This window comes from Neisseria dumasiana (assembly GCF_022870885.1).
In the GTDB taxonomy this organism is placed as follows: domain Bacteria; phylum Pseudomonadota; class Gammaproteobacteria; order Burkholderiales; family Neisseriaceae; genus Neisseria; species Neisseria dumasiana.
This window is the reverse complement of sequence record NZ_CP091509.1, coordinates 1,793,219-1,815,515: the sequence shown is the minus strand read 5'-3', so window position 1 is coordinate 1,815,515 and position 22,297 is coordinate 1,793,219. Positions and strand designations below refer to the sequence as shown.

24 protein-coding genes and 1 riboswitch are annotated in these 22,297 nt (G+C 50.6%); of the genes, 15 read left to right on the top strand and 9 right to left on the bottom strand.

Features of this window, described 5'->3' with window-relative positions; all coding sequences use genetic code 11:
• Positions 1–77: 77 nt before the first annotated feature.
• Positions 78–890: a tRNA pseudouridine(38-40) synthase TruA gene (gene truA / locus LVJ88_RS08340; protein WP_054599180.1), complete on the top strand. Its 813-nt coding sequence runs from the start codon at positions 78–80 to the stop codon at positions 888–890.
• Positions 891–951: 61 nt separating this feature from the next.
• On the opposite strand, the gene LVJ88_RS08335 is transcribed toward truA, so the two are convergent.
• The 4 genes from LVJ88_RS08335 to LVJ88_RS08320 form a co-directional block, all read right to left on the bottom strand.
• Entirely contained in the window at positions 952–2,370 is a 1,419-nt protein-coding gene (locus tag LVJ88_RS08335; RefSeq protein ID WP_054599179.1) for a sodium:proton antiporter, read from the bottom strand.
• Positions 2,371–2,708: 338 nt separating this feature from the next.
• Positions 2,709–3,071, bottom strand: coding sequence for a YbaN family protein (locus LVJ88_RS08330; RefSeq protein WP_054599178.1), 363 nt, complete (start codon positions 3,069–3,071; stop codon positions 2,709–2,711).
• 37 nt (positions 3,072–3,108) lie between these two features.
• Positions 3,109–3,693 (bottom strand): DUF1415 domain-containing protein, encoded by a 585-nt coding sequence (locus tag LVJ88_RS08325; protein ID WP_085417713.1) that lies wholly within the window; start codon positions 3,691–3,693, stop codon positions 3,109–3,111.
• A gap of 257 nt (positions 3,694–3,950) precedes the next feature.
• Entirely contained in the window at positions 3,951–4,433 is a 483-nt protein-coding gene (locus LVJ88_RS08320) for an Lrp/AsnC family transcriptional regulator (protein WP_054599177.1), read from the bottom strand.
• 396 nt (positions 4,434–4,829) lie between these two features.
• A riboswitch (glycine riboswitch) is annotated at positions 4,830–4,927 on the top strand.
• A 178-nt stretch (positions 4,928–5,105) separates the two neighbouring features.
• Here LVJ88_RS08320 and gcvT point away from each other — a divergent pair.
• From gcvT to dut, 5 genes are all read left to right on the top strand, one after another.
• Entirely contained in the window at positions 5,106–6,206 is a 1,101-nt protein-coding gene (gene gcvT / locus LVJ88_RS08315; protein ID WP_085417677.1) for a glycine cleavage system aminomethyltransferase GcvT, read from the top strand.
• Positions 6,207–7,034: 828 nt separating this feature from the next.
• Positions 7,035–8,477 (top strand): aldehyde dehydrogenase, encoded by a 1,443-nt coding sequence (gene aldA, locus LVJ88_RS08310; protein WP_085417676.1) that lies wholly within the window; start codon positions 7,035–7,037, stop codon positions 8,475–8,477.
• A gap of 122 nt (positions 8,478–8,599) precedes the next feature.
• The gene (locus tag LVJ88_RS08305) at positions 8,600–9,100 is read left to right on the top strand and encodes a hypothetical protein (protein ID WP_143773641.1); all 501 of its coding nucleotides are present in this window, start codon (positions 8,600–8,602) and stop codon (positions 9,098–9,100) included.
• 336 nt (positions 9,101–9,436) lie between these two features.
• Positions 9,437–9,820: a glycine cleavage system protein GcvH gene (gene gcvH / locus LVJ88_RS08300; protein ID WP_040669495.1), complete on the top strand. Its 384-nt coding sequence runs from the start codon at positions 9,437–9,439 to the stop codon at positions 9,818–9,820.
• A 118-nt stretch (positions 9,821–9,938) separates the two neighbouring features.
• The gene (gene dut / locus LVJ88_RS08295; RefSeq protein WP_054599227.1) at positions 9,939–10,391 is read left to right on the top strand and encodes a dUTP diphosphatase; all 453 of its coding nucleotides are present in this window, start codon (positions 9,939–9,941) and stop codon (positions 10,389–10,391) included.
• Between the two features lie 108 nt (positions 10,392–10,499).
• On the opposite strand, the gene LVJ88_RS08290 is transcribed toward dut, so the two are convergent.
• The gene (locus LVJ88_RS08290; protein WP_082402962.1) at positions 10,500–10,592 is read right to left on the bottom strand and encodes a methionine/alanine import family NSS transporter small subunit; all 93 of its coding nucleotides are present in this window, start codon (positions 10,590–10,592) and stop codon (positions 10,500–10,502) included.
• Positions 10,589–12,169: a sodium-dependent transporter gene (locus tag LVJ88_RS08285; RefSeq protein ID WP_085356304.1), complete on the bottom strand. Its 1,581-nt coding sequence runs from the start codon at positions 12,167–12,169 to the stop codon at positions 10,589–10,591. The genes LVJ88_RS08290 and LVJ88_RS08285 overlap by 4 nt, the downstream gene beginning before the upstream one ends.
• 389 nt (positions 12,170–12,558) lie before the next feature.
• Here LVJ88_RS08285 and mpl point away from each other — a divergent pair, with 389 nt between their 5' ends.
• Positions 12,559–13,938 (top strand): UDP-N-acetylmuramate:L-alanyl-gamma-D-glutamyl-meso-diaminopimelate ligase, encoded by a 1,380-nt coding sequence (gene mpl, locus LVJ88_RS08280; protein WP_085417674.1) that lies wholly within the window; start codon positions 12,559–12,561, stop codon positions 13,936–13,938.
• 186 nt (positions 13,939–14,124) lie between these two features.
• On the opposite strand, the gene LVJ88_RS08275 is transcribed toward mpl, so the two are convergent.
• Positions 14,125–14,256: a DUF3149 domain-containing protein gene (locus LVJ88_RS08275; RefSeq protein WP_085356301.1), complete on the bottom strand. Its 132-nt coding sequence runs from the start codon at positions 14,254–14,256 to the stop codon at positions 14,125–14,127.
• Positions 14,257–14,993: 737 nt separating this feature from the next.
• Between LVJ88_RS08275 and LVJ88_RS08270 the strand changes: the two genes are divergently transcribed.
• Positions 14,994–15,194: a hypothetical protein gene (locus tag LVJ88_RS08270; protein ID WP_054599170.1), complete on the top strand. Its 201-nt coding sequence runs from the start codon at positions 14,994–14,996 to the stop codon at positions 15,192–15,194.
• Between the two features lie 76 nt (positions 15,195–15,270).
• On the opposite strand, the gene dcd is transcribed toward LVJ88_RS08270, so the two are convergent.
• The gene (gene dcd / locus LVJ88_RS08265; protein WP_054599169.1) at positions 15,271–15,837 is read right to left on the bottom strand and encodes a dCTP deaminase; all 567 of its coding nucleotides are present in this window, start codon (positions 15,835–15,837) and stop codon (positions 15,271–15,273) included.
• 278 nt (positions 15,838–16,115) lie between these two features.
• Here dcd and LVJ88_RS08260 point away from each other — a divergent pair, with 278 nt between their 5' ends.
• Positions 16,116–17,186 (top strand): AI-2E family transporter, encoded by a 1,071-nt coding sequence (locus tag LVJ88_RS08260; RefSeq protein WP_085360662.1) that lies wholly within the window; start codon positions 16,116–16,118, stop codon positions 17,184–17,186.
• A 90-nt stretch (positions 17,187–17,276) separates the two neighbouring features.
• Here LVJ88_RS08260 and LVJ88_RS08255 read toward each other — a convergent pair whose 3' ends face one another.
• On the bottom strand, positions 17,277–17,690 hold the full coding sequence (locus tag LVJ88_RS08255; protein WP_085355860.1) for a hypothetical protein: 414 nt from the start codon (positions 17,688–17,690) through the stop codon (positions 17,277–17,279).
• Positions 17,691–17,894: 204 nt separating this feature from the next.
• Here LVJ88_RS08255 and LVJ88_RS08250 point away from each other — a divergent pair, with 204 nt between their 5' ends.
• The 6 genes from LVJ88_RS08250 (at position 17,895) to rpsO (ending at position 22,134) form a co-directional block, all read left to right on the top strand.
• A complete protein-coding gene (locus LVJ88_RS08250; RefSeq protein WP_244694139.1) occupies positions 17,895–18,638 on the top strand; it encodes an SDR family NAD(P)-dependent oxidoreductase in 744 nt (247 codons plus the stop codon).
• Positions 18,639–18,735: 97 nt separating this feature from the next.
• Positions 18,736–19,353 carry a Smr/MutS family protein gene (locus LVJ88_RS08245; RefSeq protein ID WP_085417672.1) on the top strand — a complete coding sequence of 206 codons (618 nt, stop codon included), beginning with the start codon at positions 18,736–18,738 and terminating at the stop codon, positions 19,351–19,353.
• 267 nt (positions 19,354–19,620) lie between these two features.
• Positions 19,621–19,794, top strand: a complete 174-nt coding sequence (locus LVJ88_RS08240) for a lipoprotein signal peptidase (protein ID WP_082402960.1) — start codon at positions 19,621–19,623, stop codon at positions 19,792–19,794.
• Positions 19,791–20,174 carry a hypothetical protein gene (locus tag LVJ88_RS08235; protein ID WP_085355857.1) on the top strand — a complete coding sequence of 128 codons (384 nt, stop codon included), beginning with the start codon at positions 19,791–19,793 and terminating at the stop codon, positions 20,172–20,174. Before LVJ88_RS08240 ends, LVJ88_RS08235 begins: the two co-directional genes overlap by 4 nt.
• A 216-nt stretch (positions 20,175–20,390) precedes the next feature.
• Complete coding sequence (locus tag LVJ88_RS08230) at positions 20,391–21,632, top strand: aromatic amino acid transporter (RefSeq protein WP_085417712.1); 1,242 nt, start codon at positions 20,391–20,393, stop codon at positions 21,630–21,632.
• A 232-nt stretch (positions 21,633–21,864) separates the two neighbouring features.
• Positions 21,865–22,134 carry a 30S ribosomal protein S15 gene (gene rpsO, locus LVJ88_RS08225; protein ID WP_054599164.1) on the top strand — a complete coding sequence of 90 codons (270 nt, stop codon included), beginning with the start codon at positions 21,865–21,867 and terminating at the stop codon, positions 22,132–22,134.
• The last annotated feature ends 163 nt before the right edge of the window (positions 22,135–22,297 follow it).

Sequence of the window (22,297 nt, the reverse complement as noted above, 5' to 3'; positions counted from 1 at the left end):
CATCTGCTTTTTCCGCTATACTTGCGTGTTTTTACATTTTACGCATTTAAACCGCTTAAGTGCATTATTAGGGTTTTATGGTTCAAGAAACGGTTTCTCGATTTTCCCAACGCTGGGTGCTGATGCTGTCTTATAACGGCGAAGCTTTTTACGGCTGGCAGAAACAGGTGCAGGGTGTGCCTACGGTACAGGCATCCTTGGAATACGCCTTAAGTTGTATAGCCGGAGAGCCGATACACACGGTGGTGGCCGGACGGACGGATACGGGGGTTCATGCAACGGCGCAAGTTGTGCATTTCGATACGTCGGCAAAGCGCCCCGCCCAAGCATGGATACGGGGTGTGAATGCTCATTTGCCTAAGGGAGTGGCCGTGTGGCATGCCCAACCGGTAGATGCGCGTTTTCATGCCCGTTTCGATGCGTTCGGCCGCCGTTACCGTTATGTATTGCAGTCTTCGGCCGTGCGCAGCCCTTTATTGGAGGGAAGAGTGGGGTGGGTGTGCCGCCAACTTGATTTGGATAACATGCGCAAAGCTGCGGCTTTATTGGTGGGCGAGCATGATTTTTCCAGTTTTCGAGCGGCTGAGTGCCAAGCCAAATCGCCGGTTAAAACCATTTACAGTGCCGAACTCAAAGGCAGCCCTGCTTTGATGACTTTAGACTTGCACGGCAATGCCTTCCTTCATCATATGGTACGCAATATTATGGGCGCGCTGGTGTATGTGGGCGACGGGCGGTTGAGTGTGGAAGATTTTGCAGCGTTAATGGAAAAACGCAGCAGGCTTTATGCGCCGCCCACTCTGATGCCGGACGGTTTGTATCTGACCGGTGTGGACTATCCGCCGGAGTGGGGGGTGGCAACGCCGCAACCGCCCGAATGGTTGTGGTAAAGCACAGAGGCCGTCTGAATGATTTCAGACGGCCTCTGTGTTTAAAACAATATAAACAGTGTCACAGCAATTCCCACACAAAGAAAATTAAAGTGTGCAGGATAAACAGTGGTACAAGAATGCCGAAAGACCAAGCCATGTAGCCGAAGAAGCTGGGCATGTTGACTTTGCGCTGCTCGGCAATCGCTTTCACCATAAAGTTCGGCGCGTTACCGATATAGCTCAATGCGCCCATAAACACCGAACCCATTGAAATAGCCAATAAAGTGTGGAACAGCGGGCCGCTCATCAATGCTTGGGCGTCGCCACCGGCCATATTGAAGAATACCAAGTAGGTGGGCGCGTTATCCAAGAAGGCAGACAATATGCCGGTCATCCAGAAATACATGCTGTTGATAGGATCACCCGCTTCGTTGTGCACCAGCGAAATCAATCCGGCAAACGCTCCTTTTTCACCTGCCTGCAAAATAGCAATTACAGGCGCGATGGTAATGAAAATACCTAAGAACAGCTTGCCCACTTCGAGAATCGGATCCCAGTTGAATTCGTTACCTGCCCGTACTTGTTTGGCGGTGATGGCAAGCGAAATAAGAGCCAACACAACCAGAATAATATCGCGCAACAGGTTGGGCAGCAGGTAGGGAGTGCCCAAAACATTGATGCCGGGGTGGTCGGGTTTCCATAAGCCCGACATCAATACCGCACTCACTACGCCGGCCAGCAGCAGGAAATTCCATTTGCCGAAAATTTTCAGTTTGCTGTCGGGAGAAGGGTCTTTAGGCAGGATTTCGTCTTCTTTGGAGAAGAAATAGCTGTCTACAAGGTAGAACAGAATCAGCAGCAATACGGAGCTGATCAGCACCGGCACCATCATGTGTTGCACGGTCCAGCCGAAGTCGACGCCTTTCAAAAAGCCCAAAAACAGCGGCGGATCACCCAGCGGGGTCAAGCCGCCGCCGATATTGGCTACCAAGAAGATAAAGAAAACCACCACATGCACTTTATGTTTGCGGTTGTCGTTGGCTTTCAGAATTGGGCGGATCAGCAGCATCGCCGCACCGGTCGTACCCATAATCGATGCCAGCACCGTGCCGATGGCCAGAATGGTCGTATTCAGGCGGGGGCTGCCGTGCAGATTACCCCACACCAAAATGCCGCCTGAAATCGTGTAGAGGGCAAACAGCAGCACGATAAACGGAATATATTCGGCCACCAAAGCATGGGCAACGGTATGAACGGCCTCGCCGAAACCGAATACGAAAATAAACGGAATCAAAAACAGCAAAGTCCAAACGGCAGTGATTTTGCCGAAGTGGTGGTGCCAAGTATGTGAAAACAGCAAAGGCCCGGTGGCAATGGAAAGCAGAATCAGAACGAAAGGGATGCCCCACATCAGGCTGAGTGTGGCACCGTCGAGAGATGCTGCCATCGCAGGTGCCGGCGCAAGCAGCAGGGGAAGAAGTGCGGTGGATAATCGCATTATTTATTATTCCTTATGGTGGAGGGTCGTCGAAATACACGGCGGGAAAAAACTGCCGCGCACGGCCGAAACCTAAGGCTTCGATGAATCATAGCGGTAAGGCAACCGTTTGCCATATCGGTTTTGCCGCATGTTGATGGTTAAACACACTTTGAATGGTGTGTATCCACCGATTTTCCGGCTACGAAAGGGGCAAATTGTAAATGAAAGATGCGGGTGTGTCAGCTTTTGCCGCAGCGTGTTTTCAGACGGCCTGTTCAGCAATCAGGCCGTCTGAAAACAATCATGGCATAAAATGTCGGCAAGCCAGTGCGAATCCCTTGGTTGAATATACCTATTCAGGCATCGGGCAGACGCCACATCCAAACGGCTACGCAGAAGCAGAATACGGCCGAAACGGCGGCAACCCACCAGCGTTCGGGAAACTGATACAGCATCAGGCAGCAAGAAAAGGCCATCATACTGAATGCGAAATATTTGGCACGGCGCGGTACGGCGCGGCGTTCTTCCCAATCTTTGACCATCGGGCCGAAAAAGCGGTGTTGGTGAAGCCAGCGGTGGAAACGCGGTGAAGCACGCGCCCAGCAGGCGGCGGCCAGAATCACAAACGGGGTGGTGGGCAGAATCGGCAGAAAGATGCCGATAATGCCCAATAACAGCGCAATCGCACCGAAAAGCCAGAATAGAGGACGTAATATCATGTTTTTCTTGATGTTGTGTTGTGAGTGAGTAAAGGTTTCAGCGTTTGTGTTTGTTGTTATGCTTATCGAACGTGCAACGTGCAATGTTTAAATCGTTCCAGCCTTGATGCCCCATTTCTCGCAGCAAAGCCATATTGCGGCCGAAAATCGCTTCGGCATCGGGGAATGCTTCGGCTGCTTTGCTGATGCTGTCTTCGCGGATTAAATGCAGCGTAGGGTAAGGCGAGCGGTTGGTATAGTTGGTAATATCGTCTGCTTGAGTGCCTTCAAATTGAAATTCGGGGTGAAACGGAGCAATCTGGATAATCCCTTCCAAGCCGTTATCCGCCACCGCCTGCTCGGCAAAATCAAGCATATCGTTAAATAGCAGAAAATCGCCGAATAAATCGGGGTGCACCAGTAAAGTGGTTTCCAACTCTTCGGGCGGAGTGCTGCTCAATAATTGCAGTTCGCGGTCGAGATCTTCGAGAAAACCGTCGAGATGTTTGGCCCTGCTGACTTCAATCCTCACCAACCCTTTAACATAAGGGGCTTTGGCAAAAGGGCACAAGTTGAGACCGATAACGGCTTTTTCCAGCCATTGGCGGGTGTGCTCGATTACGGTTTGGTTGCAAATAGTCATATCGGTTAAAAACTGCATTATCTGAGAATAACTTGTAATGATAAGGTTTTTTACCCCGAATGAAAACAATAACGCCCGATTTATTGGGTGGTGGGGAAGGTGTCAAAACGGATTAACGGGTATTGTCGGAAGAGATGCAGCTTCGGGCGGGCAAAAAGCTGCTATTTTGCCGGATGCCAATGCGTGTAAGGTGGTGTTGTACAGATACAAGTAAGGCCGTCTGAACGGTTCAGACGGCCTTTATGGCGTTGGTTGTCTTAATCTTGATGTAAATGCCCCAAAGGCAGGGCGGTGGTGTTTTTAATTTCTTTCAATACGAAACTGGATTTCGCGTCCTGCACGCCGGGATGCGATAAAAGGGTATCCAACACAAAATGCGAAAACGCGTTCATATCGGTAAAAAACGCATGAAGCAGATAATCGGTTTCTCCCGTTAACGCAAAGCAGCTTAACACTTCCGGCCAGTTTTGAACCGCAGAAGAGAAGTCGTCTCGCGCCTCCACCGCTTTATCGATAGAAACGCGGATAAAAGCCTGCAACCCCAGTTTGACCGCCACCGGCGAGAGCAACGCCGCATATTGGCGGATGATGCCGGCATCTTCGAGCTGCTTCAAACGGCGCAGACACGGAGAGGGCGACAATGCCACCCGCTCGGAAAGCTCCACATTGGTCAGGCGGCCGTTTTCTTGTAATACCTGCAAGATTTTTAAATCGGTTTTATCCAGAGTGATTTGTGCCATTTTCTTGCCCTTTTTCTTATGGTTTTGGTTTGGTTTATATTCCGACTGCAAGCTTAATATAAAATAATTTAACTTAACGCACAATAGTCTAAAAAACATATTTTTTTAAAATATTATGTGATAATAAACACAGTTTTCAGCTTCATATTGTTTTGTATTTTTTCAGTATTTTTAATTTTCTCTGCTGTTCGGGAGTTTGGGTTGGCCGTTTGAGGGCATCGCACGCAATCAAAGACCTTTGAACCGCGTGCACATCTAGGTATTTTGCAAAGGTTACAATCCGTTTGAGCATGCGAGCGTTTTCGCCGTTTTTACCCTGTGTGTTCGCCCCCGATTCAAAACCTTTACCTTATAAATAAACGAAACTTGCCCGCAACCGAAAATCCCGCCATAATCAGGCGCAATGCAGGAGAGCGCGACACCGTATTGCACGGCAAGCCGCCGAAGGCGCAGACACCCTTAAATCGCTCAGGCAAAAGGACTGCATTTCATCACAATCATCTGGAGAGCGGCGCGGCTGCGCCCACCGAAGGGGAGAAGGCCGTCTGAAAACATTCGGGCGAACACGCAGGCATTCGATTCAGACGGCCTGTTGCCGAAAATCTCAGGTTCAAGGACAGATAGGGGCGCGTGAAAAGCATCGCAGCCCTTAAACTATGGAGAACCAGAGCAATGACTACCCTCAAAACCACCCCGTTCAACCAAGCCCATAAAGACGCAGGCGGCAAACTTGTTGATTTTGCTGGCTGGGAGCTGCCCGTCAACTACGGCTCGCAAATCCAAGAACACGAAGCCGTGCGCACCGACGCAGGCATGTTCGACGTATCCCACATGCTCGTTTCCGACATCAAAGGCAGCCAAGCCAAGCAATGGCTGCAAAAACTGCTCGCCAACGACGTAGCCAAACTTTCATTCGTCGGCAAAGCCCTTTATTCCGCCATGCTCAACGACAACGGCGGCGTGATGGACGACCTGATCGTTTACCGCACCAACGAAGCCGAAACCCAATACCGCATCGTATCCAACGCCGCCACCCGCGAAAAAGACTTGGCACAATTTGCCAAAGTAGGCGAAGCGTTCGGCATCGAAATCACCCCCCGCTACGATCTCGCCATGCTCGCCGTGCAAGGCCCCAAAGCCATTGAAAAACTGCTCGCCGTCAAACCCGAATGGGCCGAAACCGTGAACGCGCTCAAGCCCTTCCAAGGCGCAGATTTAGGCAACGACTGGTTTGTCGCCCGCACCGGCTACACCGGCGAAGACGGCGTAGAAGTGATTCTGCCCGGCACCGAAGCCACCGCCTTCTTTACCGCCTTGCGCGAAGCCGGCGTGCAACCTTGCGGCCTCGGCGCACGCGACACCCTGCGCATGGAAGCCGGCATGAACCTCTACGGCCACGACATGAACGACGAAACCAGCCCCCTGCAAGCCGGCATGGGCTGGACGGTGGACTTGAAAGACGAAAACCGCGACTTCATCGGCAAAACCGCCCTCGTCGCCCTCAAAGAAAAAGGCGTGGACGTGAAACAAGTCGGCCTGCTGCTGGCCAAAGGCGGCGTATTGCGCGAAGGCATGGAAGTCGTTACCGAACAAGGCAAAGGCATCACCACCAGCGGCGTGTTTTCCCCCAGCCTGAAACAATCCATCGCCATCGCCCGCGTGCCCAAAGCCTTTGAAGGCGACGCGGCCAAAGTGGCGATTCGCGGCAAGGAAGTGGATGTGCGCGTGTTGAAACTGCCGTTTGTGCGGAATGGGCAGAAGCAGTTTGATTGAGGTTTGGAGTTTTCAGACGGCCTTGAGTATGAAGAGGCCGTCTGAAAAGAAAAGTGGTTCAGCAAGTGTAGGTCGGATACTCGTATCCGACAAATCCTTCAAGGCTGTCTGAATTATTTTTCTTGAATAGGGCATTTCTCTATTTTGTCGGATTCAAGAATCCGACCTACATTTGGGCAGCGTAGCTTGCAAGTTGTTTGGTTCCCTGTGTTTGCTGTTCTGATTGGTTGGCCATACAGCGAGTAGGGTGCGTGCCACCGGCACACACGCGTTGGTTGGGAATGGTTGAGAACGCGTGCGCGGCTTGAGCCGCACACCCTACGCGAGGCAAGCAAGAATTGTTTTACCAACACTAAACTTTCAGACGGCCTCTTAACGAAACCTATATCCATCTGTTTCTACGATGCCGTCTGAAAATAGCTTGAATCACTTTACAAGCAAGCGTAGGTCGGATACTCGTATCCGACAAATCCTTCAAGGCTGTCTGAACTGTTTTTCTTGAACAAGGCATTTCCCCATTTTGTAGGATTCAAGAATCCGACCTACATTTGGGCAGCGTAGCTTGCAAGTTGTTTGGTTACCCGTGTTTGCTGTTGCTGACCGGTTGACCATACAGTTGCTATGCAGAGCTGGCAGGAGTTGTTTAACCTATACTTGCTAAACTTTCAGACGGCCTCTTAACGAAACCTATATCTATCTGTTTCTAAGATGCCGTCTGAGAAACAGCTTGAATCACTTTACAAGAAAAAGAGCCGTTTCCGCTTTACGCCCAAACCACACATACTTATAAAAATCATCCGACACTATAAAGGAAAAAGGAGTAACAGCATGAAACAATTGGCGATGTATATCAACGGTGCGTTTGTGTCTGATTTTGCAGGCAGCTACCGCGATGTGTTGAACCCGGCTACCGAAGCGGTGATTGCGCGGGAACCGAAGGGCAGCCGTGCCGATGTGGAAAAAGCGGTGGCGGCGGCTTATGCGGCGCAGCCTGCGTGGGAACGTGTGCCGGCAGTGGAGCGCGGTGCGTATCTGCGTAAAATCGCGGCGGGCATTCGCGAGCGTGCGGATGAGTTGACCGATACGATTGTGGCCGAAGGCGGCAAAACCAAAGATTTGGCGCGTATCGAAGTGATGTTTACCGCTGATTATCTGGATTATCAGGCGGAATGGGCGCGCCGTTATGAGGGCGAGATTATTCAGAGCGACCGTCCGAAAGAAAATATTTTCTTGTTTAAGCGTCCGTTGGGCGTGATCGGCGGTATTTTGCCGTGGAATTTCCCGTTTTTCCTGATTGCCCGCAAAATGGGGCCTGCGCTGGTTACGGGCAATACGATTGTGGTTAAGCCCAGCAGCGTTACGCCGATCAACTGTCATATTTTTGCGGAAATCGTGCACAGCGTCGGCCTGCCTGCGGGCGTGTTCAACGTGGTGAACGGCCCGGGTGCGGAAATCGGCAATGCGTTGGCATCGCATCCGCAAGTCGCAATGGTGAGCCTCACCGGTTCGGTGGAAGCCGGCCGCCAAGTGATGGAAGCGGCTTCGGCAAACATCACCAAAGTGTCGCTGGAATTGGGCGGCAAAGCACCCGCGCTGGTGTTGAAAGACGCCGATTTGGATTTGGCGGTGAAGTCGATAGTGGCTTCACGCGTGGGCAATACCGGCCAAATCTGTAACTGCGCCGAACGCGTGTATGTGCATAAGAGCATTAAAGATCAATTTATCGAGAAGATGACCGCAGCCATAAAAGCGGTGCGTTTCGGCAATCCTGCCGAAGCGGCTGAAGGCGCGCTGGAAATGGGCCCGCTGATTGAAGAGCGCGCGGTGAAGGAAGTGGCGGAAAAAGTTCAGCGCGCCGTTTCGCAAGGTGCGACGCTGGTGTGCGGCGGTAAACGCGCCGAGGGCAAAGGCTATTTCTTCGAGCCGACCGTGTTGACCGATGTCGATAACAGCATGGACATTATGAAAGAAGAAACCTTCGGCCCCGTGCTGCCGATTGCGACTTTTGAAACGCTGGACGAAGCCGTTTCGTTGGCGAACGATTGCGAATTCGGCCTCACCAGCTCGGTGTACACCACCAATCTGAACGAAGCCTTCTATGTAACCCGCCGCCTGCAATTCGGCGAAACCTACATCAACCGTGAAAACTTCGAGGCCATGCAGGGTTTCCATGCCGGTTGGAAAAAATCGGGTATCGGCGGTGCCGACGGCAAACACGGTTTGGAAGAGTATCTGCAAACGCAGATGGTTTATTTGGAAACCAATATTTAATCTGAAGCGCGCGGCACTTCGTTCCCTTTTGCAAGGAAGTGCCGCATTCAGACGGCCTGTTAGGTTGGTGCCGACAATATGCGTTTTATCGGATAAGCTATCCGGCTAAATAAAAAGCAGAAATGATGAAAACCTTTATGTGGAAAATACTCCCGTTTGTTTTATTGCCGTTTGCTTTGGCGGCTTGCTCCCAACAAAGCCGCGCCGCTGATGAGGCCAAGTTGGACTTAGTGAAAAAACTGTATACGCACTATACGGAAGGAGACGGAGCGGAAGAGATTAAGCCGGAGCAGTTTTTTACGCCCGATTTCCGCGCCGTACTTAATCGCGATTCCAAAGCGGCGGAAGCAGAAGGCGTGGCCTGCATGGATTATGATTATGTGATTCAGGGGCAGGATTTCGACAGGCAGGAAATCGCCCGCACGATTCAATACAAGCTGACGAAAAGCGGGCGGGTTTATGTTTCTTTTGAGAATTTCGGCGAGGCGCGGGTGTTGGATTACGTTTTATCCTGCAATCAGGGCGTTTGTTTGATAGACGACATTATCGAGCCGGACGGTTCGTTAAAGAAAAATACCGTGCAATGCTTGGATAAGTTGGCGCTTGCCGATAAACAGCTATAATCCTGCGTTTTCAGACGGCCTTTAAACCAAGAGGCCGTCTGAAAAAGATAAAACGGTATTTTCAGACAGGCTGACCATAAGGCCGAACACAAGAGGATTCACACGATGTGTAAGATATTATTTTTGGCTGCTGTTTTGTCGTCGCTGGCCCTAGCCGGCTGCGATGCGAAAGACGCTTGCTTGGATCAAGGCGGCAGCTATAATGAAACCACCAAGCAATGCGAGAAATAGTCAATCAACTTAACTTTTACTACGGCGTTGCTGCGCCTTGCTGCCTTAAAAATGTGTTAATTGACTAACGGCAGTGTTAATTTTGAAACCTATGGAGAACAAACCATGAGCAATATCCCCGCTGAATTGAAATATGTGTCCAGCCACGAATGGCTGCGTTTGGAAGCCGACGGCACCGTAACCGTGGGCATTACCGAACACGCGCAAGAGTTGTTGGGCGACATCGTATTTGTGGAACTGCCCGAGGTGGGTGCGAATCTGGCCGCCGAAGAGCAGGCCGGTGTGGTGGAATCGGTAAAAGCGGCTTCCGACGTTTACGCGCCGATTGCCGGTGAAGTGGTGGAAATCAACGAAGCTTTGGTTGATGCGCCCGAAACGGCCAACAGCGAGCCTTACGGCGCAGGTTGGTTCTTCAAAATCAAACCGGCCAATGCTGCCGATTTGGATGGTTTGCTGACTGCCGAGCAATACGCTGCCGAAATCGGCTAAACGGTTATTTGTTGCCCGAATCGGCTCAACCGATTTTCTAAGGCTTTAAGGCCGTCTGAAAAAATTCAGACGGCCTTTGTGTATAATGAGCGGCTTTAACCCTGATAACGGATATGTGATGCAAACAGAAGTGGAATTGAAGATTTTAAACCCCAAGATGGCCGACAAGCTGCCTGCTTACGCTACGCCCGGTTCGGCCGGTTTGGATTTGCGTGCCTGCCTCGACGAGGCCGTGGAGCTGCAACCGGGCGAGACGTTTCTTGTGCCGACGGGGCTGGCCGTTCATTTGGGCAATCCCGATTATGCTGCGGTATTGTTGCCCCGTTCAGGCTTGGGGCATAAGCACGGCGTTGTGCTGGGCAATTTGGTCGGTTTGATTGATTCGGATTACCAAGGCGAATTAAAAGTATCGGTTTGGAACCGCAGTAAAGAAGCATTTGTGATCCAACCGTTTGAGCGGATTGCCCAAATGGTGATTGTGCCTGTGGTTCAGGCTTCGTTTAAAGTGGTAGAAGAATTTGCCGCAAGCGAGCGCGGAGAGGGCGGTTTCGGCAGCACGGGCAAGGCTTGAACAAGTTTGCTGCCTTGTATTAAAAATGTGTTGATTAACTATATTTGTTGCGATGAGGCCGTCTGAAATTTTCAGACGGCCTCTGGCTTTTCAGATGGTTATTTTGTTTTATTCTTTAGGCAGGCGGATGATGGATACTAGGAATCCGCCCCAAATAATAACCAGTGTGATGATAAGCATCATGATTGCGGTGCTGCTCATTCTTGATCTCCTTTTTCTTCATCAGGATTGAAGGCTTCTTCTTTTCTCCAAGGCATTGCCGACAAAACCAAAGCCAATACAACCAGAGCCAGCGACATGCCCCAACCGAAGATGTTTAAGAACCAGTCGGGATAGCCTTCATAGTTTTTCTCCAGCAGTGCGGAAGTGTCTTTAAACAACATGTAGCCCAGTATAACGATGGTGATGCCGATGCAGGCATACCAAATCGGACCGACTTTGAAGGAAGAAACGGCATTGATGTGTCGGCGTAAAACCGGCAGGTTTTTGCTGGCGGCAATGGCCAAGACATATAAGAAACCTGCTGCCACGATGCCGTAAGTGTTAACGAATTTATCCATCACATCCAGCACCGGCAAGCCCGTGGTGGTGCCGAAGAGCAGGGTGGAAATGATCATCATGGGAATACACACGGTAAATGTTGCCGTTACCCGCCCCAGTTTCATTTTGTCTTGAATGGCCGCGATAATCACTTCTACAATCGAGATCATCGAAGTGATGCCTGCAAACACCAACGAGCCGAAAAAGAGCAATCCGATTAAAGCGCCGAAAGGGGCTTGGTTGATGATGGCCGGAAAAGCGATGAATGCCAAGCCGATGCCCGAAGAGGCAACTTCGCTCACTTCTTTGCCGTTGGCGGCCGCCATAAAGCCGAGAGCGGCGAATACGCCGATGCCGGCCAATACTTCAAAACTGCTGTTGGCAAAACCCACTACCAAACCGGTGCCGGTCAGGTCAGATTTCTTTTTCAGGTAAGACGAATAAGTAATCATGATGCCGAAACAGATAGAGAGCGAGAAGAAAATCTGGCCGTATGCGGCAACCCACACTCCGGGTTCGGACAATTTAGACCAATCAGGCGTAAACAGCGCGTTCAAGCCTTTTTCCGCGCCCGGCAAAGTGAGGGAAATTCCCACCATAATCAAAAACATCACCACCAATAAAGGCATGAAGAAACTGGAAGAGCGGGCCACGCCTTTTTGTACGCCCAATGCCAAAATCAGCAGGGTAAAAATCCAAACGCCCACCAGCGGCCCGGCGACTTTGGCGACAAAATCCAAACCTAACGATACGCCGTCGGCCATTTGAAGATAGTCTTTAAAAAAGAATGCCTGCGGGTCGGAACCCCATGCGCCGATAAGCGAGTAATAGGTATAGCTGGCCGCCCAGCCGATGATCACCGCGTAATAAATACAGATGATTACGTTGGTGAGTACGTTCCACCAGCCGAAAGGCTCGAAAGCTTTGTTAACGCGGCGGAAGGCCAAAGGTGCGGAACCGCGGTTGCGGTGGCCCAAAGCGTAATCCAAAAACAGCAGGGGGATGCCCGCAGTCAGCAATGCAACCAAATAAGGCACGATAAATGCACCGCCGCCGTTTTCATAAGTAACGTAAGGGAAACGCCAGATATTGCCCAAACCGACCGCCGAACCGATGGCGGCAAACATAAACGCCCGCCGGCTTGAGAAGGTTTCGCGCTTGGATTGATTTGAATCAGACACAATCGTACCTCGTGAATAATTTAAAGTATGTTTTACGCCGGATGTTTGATGAAACATTTATTCCGGCACGGCTGCTTCGCGGGCGTTTGAAAAGAAGCCGGCTTGAAAAAGGATGGCTCTAAACGCACCGAAGCAGGTTGTTTGCAGTCGGTAAAAAAACCGCCATGTACGGTATCATACTGATTTATGTAAAGTTGTGCGAGAAAAATTTAAATTTGCGGTGTGTTTTCAGGGCAAATAAACAGATGCGGTGCGAATAAATGTTTTTTCGACCGTTTGGCGGCTATCGGCAGAATATCGCCGGCATTTAAAACATGGCCGTCTGAAACTGACAGGTATCGGCAACAAAAAACAGCGGCTCTTGCCTGCCTTTCCCGTTTGGCGCATATATCGGCTTGGCAGCGATTCACGATATAATAAGCTTTTTTGTTAAGACCACTTATCATATGAAACACATACACATTATCGGTATCGGCGGAACCTTTATGGGCGGCGTGGCGGCGATTGCCAAAGAAGCAGGATTCAAAGTAACCGGATGCGATGCCAAGATGTATCCGCCGATGAGCACCCAACTCGAAGCACTCGGTATCGATGTGTACGAAGGCTTCGATGCCGAACAGCTTGATACCTTTCAAGCCGATGTGTATGTGATCGGCAACGTAGCCAAAAGGGGCATGGAAGTGGTAGAGGCGGTATTGAACCGCGGCCTGCCGTATATTTCCGGCCCGCAGTGGTTGGCCGAAAATGTATTGCACCGGCACTGGGTGTTGGCTGTGGCGGGAACGCACGGTAAAACCACCACGGCATCCATGCTGGCTTGGGTGTTGGAATATGCAGGGCTTGCTCCGGGCTTTCTCATCGGCGGCGTGCCCCAAAATTTCAGCGTGTCCGCCCGCCTGCCGCAATCTCCGCGTCAAGATCCGAACAGTAAGTCTCCGTTTTTTGTGGTTGAAGCCGACGAATACGACACGGCCTTTTTCGACAAACGCTCCAAGTTTGTCCACTACCGCCCGCGCACCTGTATTCTCAACAACTTAGAATTCGATCACGCCGATATTTTTGCCGATTTGGCCGCGATTCAAACCCAATTCCATCATCTTGTGCGTACCGTGCCGTCTGAAGGGCTGATCGCGTGCAACGGCACCGAACAGAGCTTGCGCGATACTTTAAACAAAGGCTGCTGGACACCCGTGGAATATTTCGGCGGAGAAAGCGGTTGGCAGATCGGCAATGTAGAGGCAGACGGCTCGTTTGACGTTTGGTTCGAAGACCGAAAAGCAGGACATGTTGCTTGGCAAATCATAGGAGAACACAACCGCATGAACGCTTTGGCCGTTATTGCCGCTGCGAGACATGCCGGTGTGGACATTCAGACGGCCTGCGAAGCATTGGGGCAGTTTAAAAACGTGAAGCGGCGCATGGAAACCAAAGGCGTGGCAAACGGCGTAACGGTTTATGATGATTTTGCCCATCACCCCACCGCCATCGCCACAACCGTTGCCGGTTTGCGGCAGAAAATCGGCAGCCGGCGGATTTTGGCCGTATTGGAGCCGCGTTCGAATACCATGAAACTCGGCACCATGAAAGAAGCGTTGCCGGAAAGCCTGCGTGAAGCCGATCAAGTGTTTTGCTATGCAGGCGGGTTGGATTGGGATGTTGCCGCCGCACTCGCTCCGCTCGGCAGCAAGCTTTACGTCGGCAAGGATTTTGATTCATTTGTGGCGGAAATTGTAAGGCAGGCGCAAAGCGGCGACCATGTGTTGGTTATGAGTAACGGCGGTTTCGGCGGTATTCATGAGAAACTGCTTTCGGAATTGGAAAAATAGCCTTCGGGCAGCTTTAAAAACATCAGGCCGTTCTGACTGTTTAGACGGCCTGATGTTTTTTTGATTGTTCGGCTTGGTTTGGTTTGACTGAAAAGCAAGAGTTTTGAAAAGGTATCGGCAAAAAAAAGGGGTGGCAGACCGCCACACCCAAACACACACACATCAAGAGGAAAGAGATGAAAAAAATCAGTTTCTAGGTTTGTCAGCTTGTTTTTTCACCCAGAAGAATAAAACCGTTGCAATCACAATCACAAAAAGAATCGTCAGCAGCGACATAATGCCCACAGGCGATTCAAATAATTCTTTGAGTAGTTCCATAATGTTCCCGGTGATATTTGTTATTAGATTTGAAACACATTATAGATAAAAATAATTATTTGGATTTGATTCAGGTCAACTTTTCTCAAAGTTGAGGTATCGGGCATGGAAAAGCGCGAAATACGGGCAGGTTAGGTTTTTTCATTTTGCCTGTTGCTGATACGTCATAGGCGGCCGACTTGTTTGAAACCCGATGGCAGGTGCTGAAATTTTCGCGCGTTGTGCCAAAGAGTGGGCGGCAGAATGCGTGTTCGTGTCGGGTTTGCACAATATGCGGGGGTGTTTCTGTCTTAAACGAGGCATTTATAAAATAATAATAAAAACAGATATTAATTATGTAAACTTGCCGCCCGAATCATCTGCGTGCGGATAGACGATTTGGCCGAGCGGAAGCAGGCGGTTAACGTGAAAATAGGTTGATGATATTTGCCGAACTTGTTTCGGCAAAAAAGATTCAGTAGGTTTTCAGACGGCCTAAAATATGAAACGTGTTAGGGCTTTATCGAACAGTAAAAAAAGCTGTGCTTGCTCACAGAACAGCAGGTTTAAGAGAAGAATATAAGATTTTTGGCAGATAAAAATTATTTATAATCAAAGTGATTACTTAAGTTGATTGTTTTCCGCTCGGTGAGATATGCAACCGTTTGAGTGATATTTGCTTGAGAATACGGCATCCGATTTATCCTTTTTTAAAGATGAAAAGTTGCTCCAAAAAAGAATCGAAAAAGGAGGGAATCATGCGTATTACTGTTTTTGTTGCAGCGGCGGCGTTATTGGGCGGCCTTTACTATGTTCAGGAAAGCCCTGAGGTCAAGCAGAAAATCAAACATACGTTCAGCCGTGAAAATCTGTTTGAAGTGAAATTCAAAAACCCTGAAAAGCAGAAAGAGTTTGAAAAAAACAAATCTTCGCTGTTTTACCCCGATTCCAAATCATAAGCCGCAATGAAAAGTACGATGCCGTCTGAAACGTTTCAGACGGCATCGTTTTGCATAAGGGTATCGGGTTGATGCTTCAGGTTTTGGGCAAGGTAACGCCTGTTTGCCCCATATATTTGCCGTTGCGGTCTTTATAAGAGGTTTCGCACACTTCGTCGCTTTCAAAAAACAATACCTGAGCCACGCCTTCTCCCGCGTAAATTTTGGCCGGCAGCGGGGTGGTGTTGGAAAATTCCAGCGTAACATAGCCTTCCCATTCAGGCTCGAACGGCGTTACGTTCACGATAATGCCGCAGCGGGCATAAGTGGATTTGCCCAGGCATACCGTCAGCACGTTACGCGGGATGCGGAAATATTCAACCGTGCGTGCCAGTGCGAAAGAGTTGGGCGGGATGATGCAGTAGTCGTCTTCAACCGTTACAAAATTGCGCGGATCGAAATTTTTGGGATCGACAATCGTGCTGTTGATGTTGGTAAAAATTTTAAATTCATTGGCGCAACGGATATCGTAACCGTAGCTTGAAGTGCCGTAGGAAATGATTTTTTTACCGTTGATTTCTTTAATCTGATTCGGCTCAAACGGCTCAATCATTCCGTGTTGCTCGCTCATACGGCGTATCCATTTGTCCGATTTGATGCTCATGTTTTTCCTTTTGATAAGCGGGTGGTTGCAGTAGAAATTCAATCTTTGTTCATGAAGGCCGATTGAGGCTGGGATTATAAGTTACCTCGCGCCGATTATACAGCTTTATCCCGTTTTCGGTTGCGCCGGCTCGGGGCGGTTTCTGCCGCAGGCGTTTGCGGATATGCTCGGTTCCGTTTGTCGGAAGCCTGATGCGCAATGCGGTTGAAACTGGTATGCTTCACACCGTTTTGCGCGCATCGGCTAAGAGATGCGTTTGATTACACACAGGAAAAACTATGTATCATAAAAAAGCGCGCGGCGCGAAGCCGTGGATTGTGATGACGGTGGTGTTGCTGCTGCTGGTGTGGCTGCTGTATGCACTCGGAAATATTCTGACGCCGTTTATTGTTGCAGCGGTGTTGGCGTATATTTTGAATCCGCTGGTGGAAAAGCTGCGTAACAAAGGTGTAAAACGCGGCCCGGCTTCGATGATGGTGATGGTTTTCGCGTTGATGCTGCTGCTGGCGTTGATGCTGATTATCGTGCCGATGCTGATCAGCCAGTTTAACAATATGATCGACCGTGTGCCGCAGATTATTAATTTTGTTCAGGGCAAACTGCTGCCTTGGCTCGATAAGCTGGCCGGCAAGCATGCAACTATTGATGTGCAGAGTATTACGCTGTGGATTCAATCGCATACGGGCGAGTTGAACAATGCTTTGCGCCGACTTGCGCCGACCTTGATGCGCCAAAGCAGCAATGTGGCGGTGGGGTTGACCAACCTGATGTTGTTGCCGTTTCTGCTGTATTATTTTCTGCTCGATTGGCAGCGGTGGTCGCACGGGATCAAGGCTTTGATTCCCAGACGCTTTATTGATACTTACACGCGCATTGCGGGCAATATGGACAAGGTATTGGGCGAGTTTTTGCGCGGTCAGCTGTTGGTCATGCTGATTATGGGCGTGATTTACGGCGTGGGTTTGATGCTCACGGGGCTGGATTCGGGTTTCGCCATCGGTATGATCGCCGGCATTTTGGTGTTTGTGCCGTATTTGGGCGCATTTACCGGCCTGCTGTTGGCAACGTTGGCAGCTTTGCTGCAATTCGGTTCGTGGCAGGGTTTGTTGATGGTGTGGGCGGTGTTCGGTGTCGGCCAGTTTTTGGAGAGCTTCTTCATTACGCCGAAAATCGTGGGCGACCGCATCGGTTTGTCGCCTTTCTGGGTGATTTTTTCGTTGATGGCCTTCGGCCAGTTGATGGGTTTCGTGGGCATGTTGATCGGCTTGCCGTTGGCGGCGGTAACGTTGGTGTTGCTGCGCGAAGGAGCGGATGTTTATTTCAAGAGTTTGTTCTATAAACACAAATAAATGGCATTGCCGATGGGAATGTTTTAGGCCGTCTGAAAAAGTTTTTCAGACGGCCTTTGTTACATGGACGGATGATTGTGAAACGAACGGTTAATCAATGGTTTTTTGTCTGCCGTTGCGGAGTTTCCATTTCACCGCATAGCCCAGCAGCACGGGGGCGAGGGCGATAATCCATTTGAATGTCCAAGTGGCATACCACGGTTTGGCAATCACGATGGTGTCGGCCGAAATCGTGCCGCCTGAAACGAGAATATCGCGTACGGCAACCCAGTCGAGATACGGCCACCAACAGGCGGTGAGCAGGCCGAGGAAAAACGGCCAAATGTTGCGGCTCAAATTGCGCTGCCATAATACGAAGCACACCACCGAACAAATTAACGTAAGCGCGCTGATCAGCAGTTTGGTCTGCATCGGCGCGCCGAAATAATTGGCAATCAGGTAAGTGAGTACAACCCACAGGGCGGCAAGTGTGGCTAAGATCAATTCTTCGGGGCGTTTGAACATGCGGAAATTCCTTTATGTTGCGGCTAAATAGCGTTAGGCCGTCTGAAAACAGGCGTTTAATATACCGCAAAATAAAAGCGCTGGATACGGCAGGCTGCGGAAACGCGGGTTTCGGGTGCTTGGAAAAGCCGCTAAAATAAAGCCGCCGGTGTCGTTTCGGCGGCAATCGGAGCCTGTTCAGAATCATTCAGCGGCGGAGCATTTATGGATACCGGAGTCATCATCAGCGGGCACAGCAGCGGCTTAGGGTTGGCGTTGGTCGAACATTATCTGTCGGCAGGCTGCCGCATATTGGGTTTGTCGCGACGGCAGGCAGCTTTGGGGCCGTCTGAAAATCTGTTGCAGCACAGTGTGGATTTAAGTCGGGCAGAAGCATTGGCTGCTTTGCTTTCAGACGGCCTGTTAGATGATTTTTCGGCGGGCGCGCGCGAAATCATTTTAATCAACAATGCGGCCGCCGTTGCTCCGAATGCCGTTGCGGGTATGCAGAGTGCCGGTGAAATTTCCACCGCCGTATCGTTAAACATTGCCGCACCGTTGCTGCTGACCAACCATCTGATCGCCTGCAAGCCTAAGCGCAGCGTGTTGAAAATCGTCCACATCAGCAGCGGGGCGGGACGCAATGCCTATCCCGGCTGGAGCGTGTATGGCGCAAGCAAAGCCGCGCTCGACCACCATGCCCGCTGTATCGCCGCCGAACAGCATGCCGGAGTTTACATCGCTTCTATTGCGCCCGGCGTGGTGGATACGCCGATGCAGGCCGAAATCCGTGCTTCGCATGACGGTGCTTTCCCGATGCGGCAGCGTTTTCTCGACCTGAAAGAGCAGGGCGGTTTGAGCAGTCCCGCCGATACCGCCGCCCGTATTGCCGCCATGATTGCATCTGCCGATTTCGGCAAAGAAGTTATAGACGATGTGCGCCGTTATGCAGGGCATAAAGGTAACTGAACTAAATCTGCTCGAAGACATTGAATACAGCACAAACCATTTTCAGACGGCCTGCCCCTATCAGGCCGTCTGAAAGACTCCATCGAAGGCCGAACCCATGAACAACGATTTCCAAGCCGCGCTCAAAGCGTTGGGCAAACAAGCCAAACAAGAAGCCCGAGAGCGGGAAGATGCCGAAGCAAAGGCGCGCAAACAGGCTGCCGAAGAGGTGGACTTTGCCAAAGAAATGGGCGGAGTCGTGCCGCTGAAAAACAGCAACCGCTATGCTCCCCCGCGCGACAAAAGCCCCATCAAGCCGCGTAAAACCGATGGAGCGTCATTGGCGGCGGAAGATTATTTTTATGTGGGCGACGGCGGATTTGACGAGCCGCCCACATCGTTCAGCAAAAACGGCCAAGGCAAAAACGACATCCGCCGTTTGCAAAGCGGCCATTGGCCGGTGGTGGCCGATGTGGATTTGCACGGCTACACCCAAGAGCAGGCGCAGGAAGTATTGAACGAGTTTATCGAATTTACCAAAAAGCGCGGCGTGTGCGGCGAAATCGTGCACGGCAGCGGCTTGGGGTCTTCAGGCTACAAGCCTGTGTTGAAAACGCTGGTGCGCCGTTGGCTGATGGCCCATCCCGATGTGTTGGCCTATGTGGAACCGCACAAAGGCAACGACGGCGCGGTGCGGATTTTGCTGAAACGCAATAAAGCATGGGATGCCGAATAAACAGGCAGCTGCTGTTTGCAAAAGTATCCGGCCGTCTGAAAACCTGTTCGGGCCGGTTTTCAGACGGCCTTAATAACACGTTATAGTTAGCAATCGTCGGCATGAAATTTCATATCGGATATTGTTTCTGCTCAATAAAATAGGTAAACCGCGTGCAATGTGGCAGAAAAAGGCGTACATTTAAACATGAAGCGGACTGTGTGCTAGGGCGTATCGTCAGAAGGCATTGCGGCGGTACACCCGGTGCGGGTACGCACCCCGAGACCTTTGCAAAACCCCCATCTGCGGCGCATTTCTGCGTTGTGCGCTGTTTGCTCGTTTGCCTATCTGTATGATATGTCTGCACTCGCTGTGCTGCTACGCCTTGAACTGCATCCACATCTGAGGGTTTTGCAAAGGTCTTACCCCATCTTTTCTGTTTGCCGAAGGAGCGTGTTATGAGGATTTTTCAGACGGCCCCGTTATTGTCTGCCGCATTATTGCTGGCGGCATGTGCCATTACTCCCGAACAGCGGGCTGCAAGGGACGCTGCACAGAAAAAATACGAACAGGATTTACAGGTATCGCTGGCTTCCCAATGCGACAAAGAAACCGCAGAGTTGATGCGCGAACAATTCGATTCGCCGCCCCGCAGCGAAAAAGAGCAAAAAGCGTTTCGTTTGCGCTACATAGATAAAGTGTCCGATCCGATGTTTCAGGCCTGCTACAAATTGGCTTGGCAAAACTATATTGCTCGCCAAGAACTCGAAAGAGCGCGTTATTACCACGATTGGGACGGTTTTTATTACCCCTTCCGGCGGTATTGCTATTATTGCTGGTAAGCGTATTTCAGACGGCTTCTCGGAGCCGTCTGAATTTTTTATCCTGACAAAGCGGATAAGTGTAGGTCAGAAAGCCCGCAATCAGGCATAATATCCGCCCGCCGTTTGCTGCGAAAGCACGGGGGGCTGTTTTATATTTTTGTTTATATTATTTCATGTTAAAGGTGTCGGGCACGGATAAGGCCCGCCCGTATGGTTGCAACAAAGGGAATGAATATGTCTGCTAAAAATCCGTCGCTGGTGGGCGGAGCATTGATTATTGCGGGTACGGTGATTGGGGCGGGTATGCTGGCCAATCCAACCGCTACGTCGGGTATCTGGTTTACCGGCTCGCTGCTGGTGTTGTTTTATACATGGTTTTCTATGTTGTCGAGCGGTTTGATGTTGCTGGAAGTGAATACCCATTACCCGCACGGTGCCAGTTTCGATACGATGGTAAAAGACTTGCTCGGCAAAGGTTGGAATGCGATAAACGGATTTGCCGTGGCGTTTGTGCTTTATCTGCTCACTTACGCCTATATTTTCGTAGGCGGCGATTTAACCGCCAAAGGCTTGAGCAGCCTGCTGAAAGGGCAGGTAGGCTTGCCTGCGGGGCAGCTGCTGTTTTTCTTTGTGTTGGCGTTTTGCGTGTGGGCATCGACCCGCTGGGTGGACCGGCTGACCAGTATTTTGATTGCCGGTATGGTAATCGCCTTTTTCTGGGCTACCGGCGGCTTAATCGGCAGTGTGCAGCTGCCGGTGCTGTTCGATACCGATGCCGCACCCGGTACGCAATATTGGATTTACGTTGCCGCCGCTTTGCCGGTGTGTTTGGCATCGTTCGGTTTCCACGGCAACGTATCGAGTTTGTTGAAATACTTTAACGGCGATGCCCCCAGAGTTGCGCGCGCCTTGTTTTGGGGTACGCTGATGGCCTTGGTGATCTACATCCTGTGGCAGTTGGCCATTCAAGGCAACCTGCCGCGCAGCGCATTCGGGCCGGTGATCGAAGTGAACGGGCAGGTTTCGGTGTTGATTGAAACTTTGTCTAAGTTTGTGCCCACGGGCAGCATGGCCGCAGTATTGTCGTTTTTTGCCTATATGGCGATTGCTACTTCCTTCTTAGGCGTAACATTGGGTTTGTTCGACTATTTGGCCGATATGTTCAAATGGGACAACAGCACGGCAGGCCGCACGAAAACAGCGGCACTCACGTTTTTGCCGCCTTTGGTGTGCTGTTTGCTGTTTCCTACCGGTTTTGTAAAAGTTATCGGATATGTCGGCTTGGCGGCTACGGTTTGGACGGCCTTGATTCCTTCGATGCTGCTTTACCGCTCGCGCAAAAAATTTAAAGAAAACAAAGGTTACCGCGTTTACGGCGGCATGTGGCTGATTGTGTGGGTATTTGCTTTCGGAGTGATTAATATCGCCGCCAAAATATTGCACGAATGGGAAGCCGTGCCGGTATTTAAAGGCTGAGCTTTCTTTTGCGGATGAATGGAACGCAGGCCGAGGCCGTCTGAAAAAACGTCAAGCGGGCAAAATCGGCAACATATGGCAAGGCCCCATTTGATAAACCTGTGCAAAATGCGGCGTGTTGTGGCATAATTGCCTGTCCGTTTACACGGGTTTAAGGAGTTTGCACGGGTTTAGGCTTGGCAAACTTGTCTGAACCGAAAGGTTCTTATTATTTATTCGGAGTTTATCCATCATGGCATTAAGCGTAGAACAAAAAGCCGAAATCGTTAAAGATTTCCAACGCAAAGAAGGCGATACCGGCTCTTCTGAAGTACAAGTTGCATTGTTGACTTTCCGTATCAACGATTTGACCCCCCACTTCAAAGCCAACCCCAAAGATCACCACAGCCGCCGCGGCCTGTTGAAAATGGTTAGCCAACGCCGCCGCCTGTTGTCTTACTTGCGTCGCACCAAGCCCGACACTTACCGTAATCTGATTACCCGTTTGGGCTTGCGTAAATAATCTTTTATATGTTCAAACGCCGCTTATATCAAGCGGCGTTTTTTTATGCGCGGCTGAATGCTGCAAAGCCAAAGCATATCTACGAAAAGCCGATCAGGCCGTCTGAAAGCGTTTTGGCGAAACCCGCACAGTCTATGTGAATCAACTTATTGAGCTAAGGCGC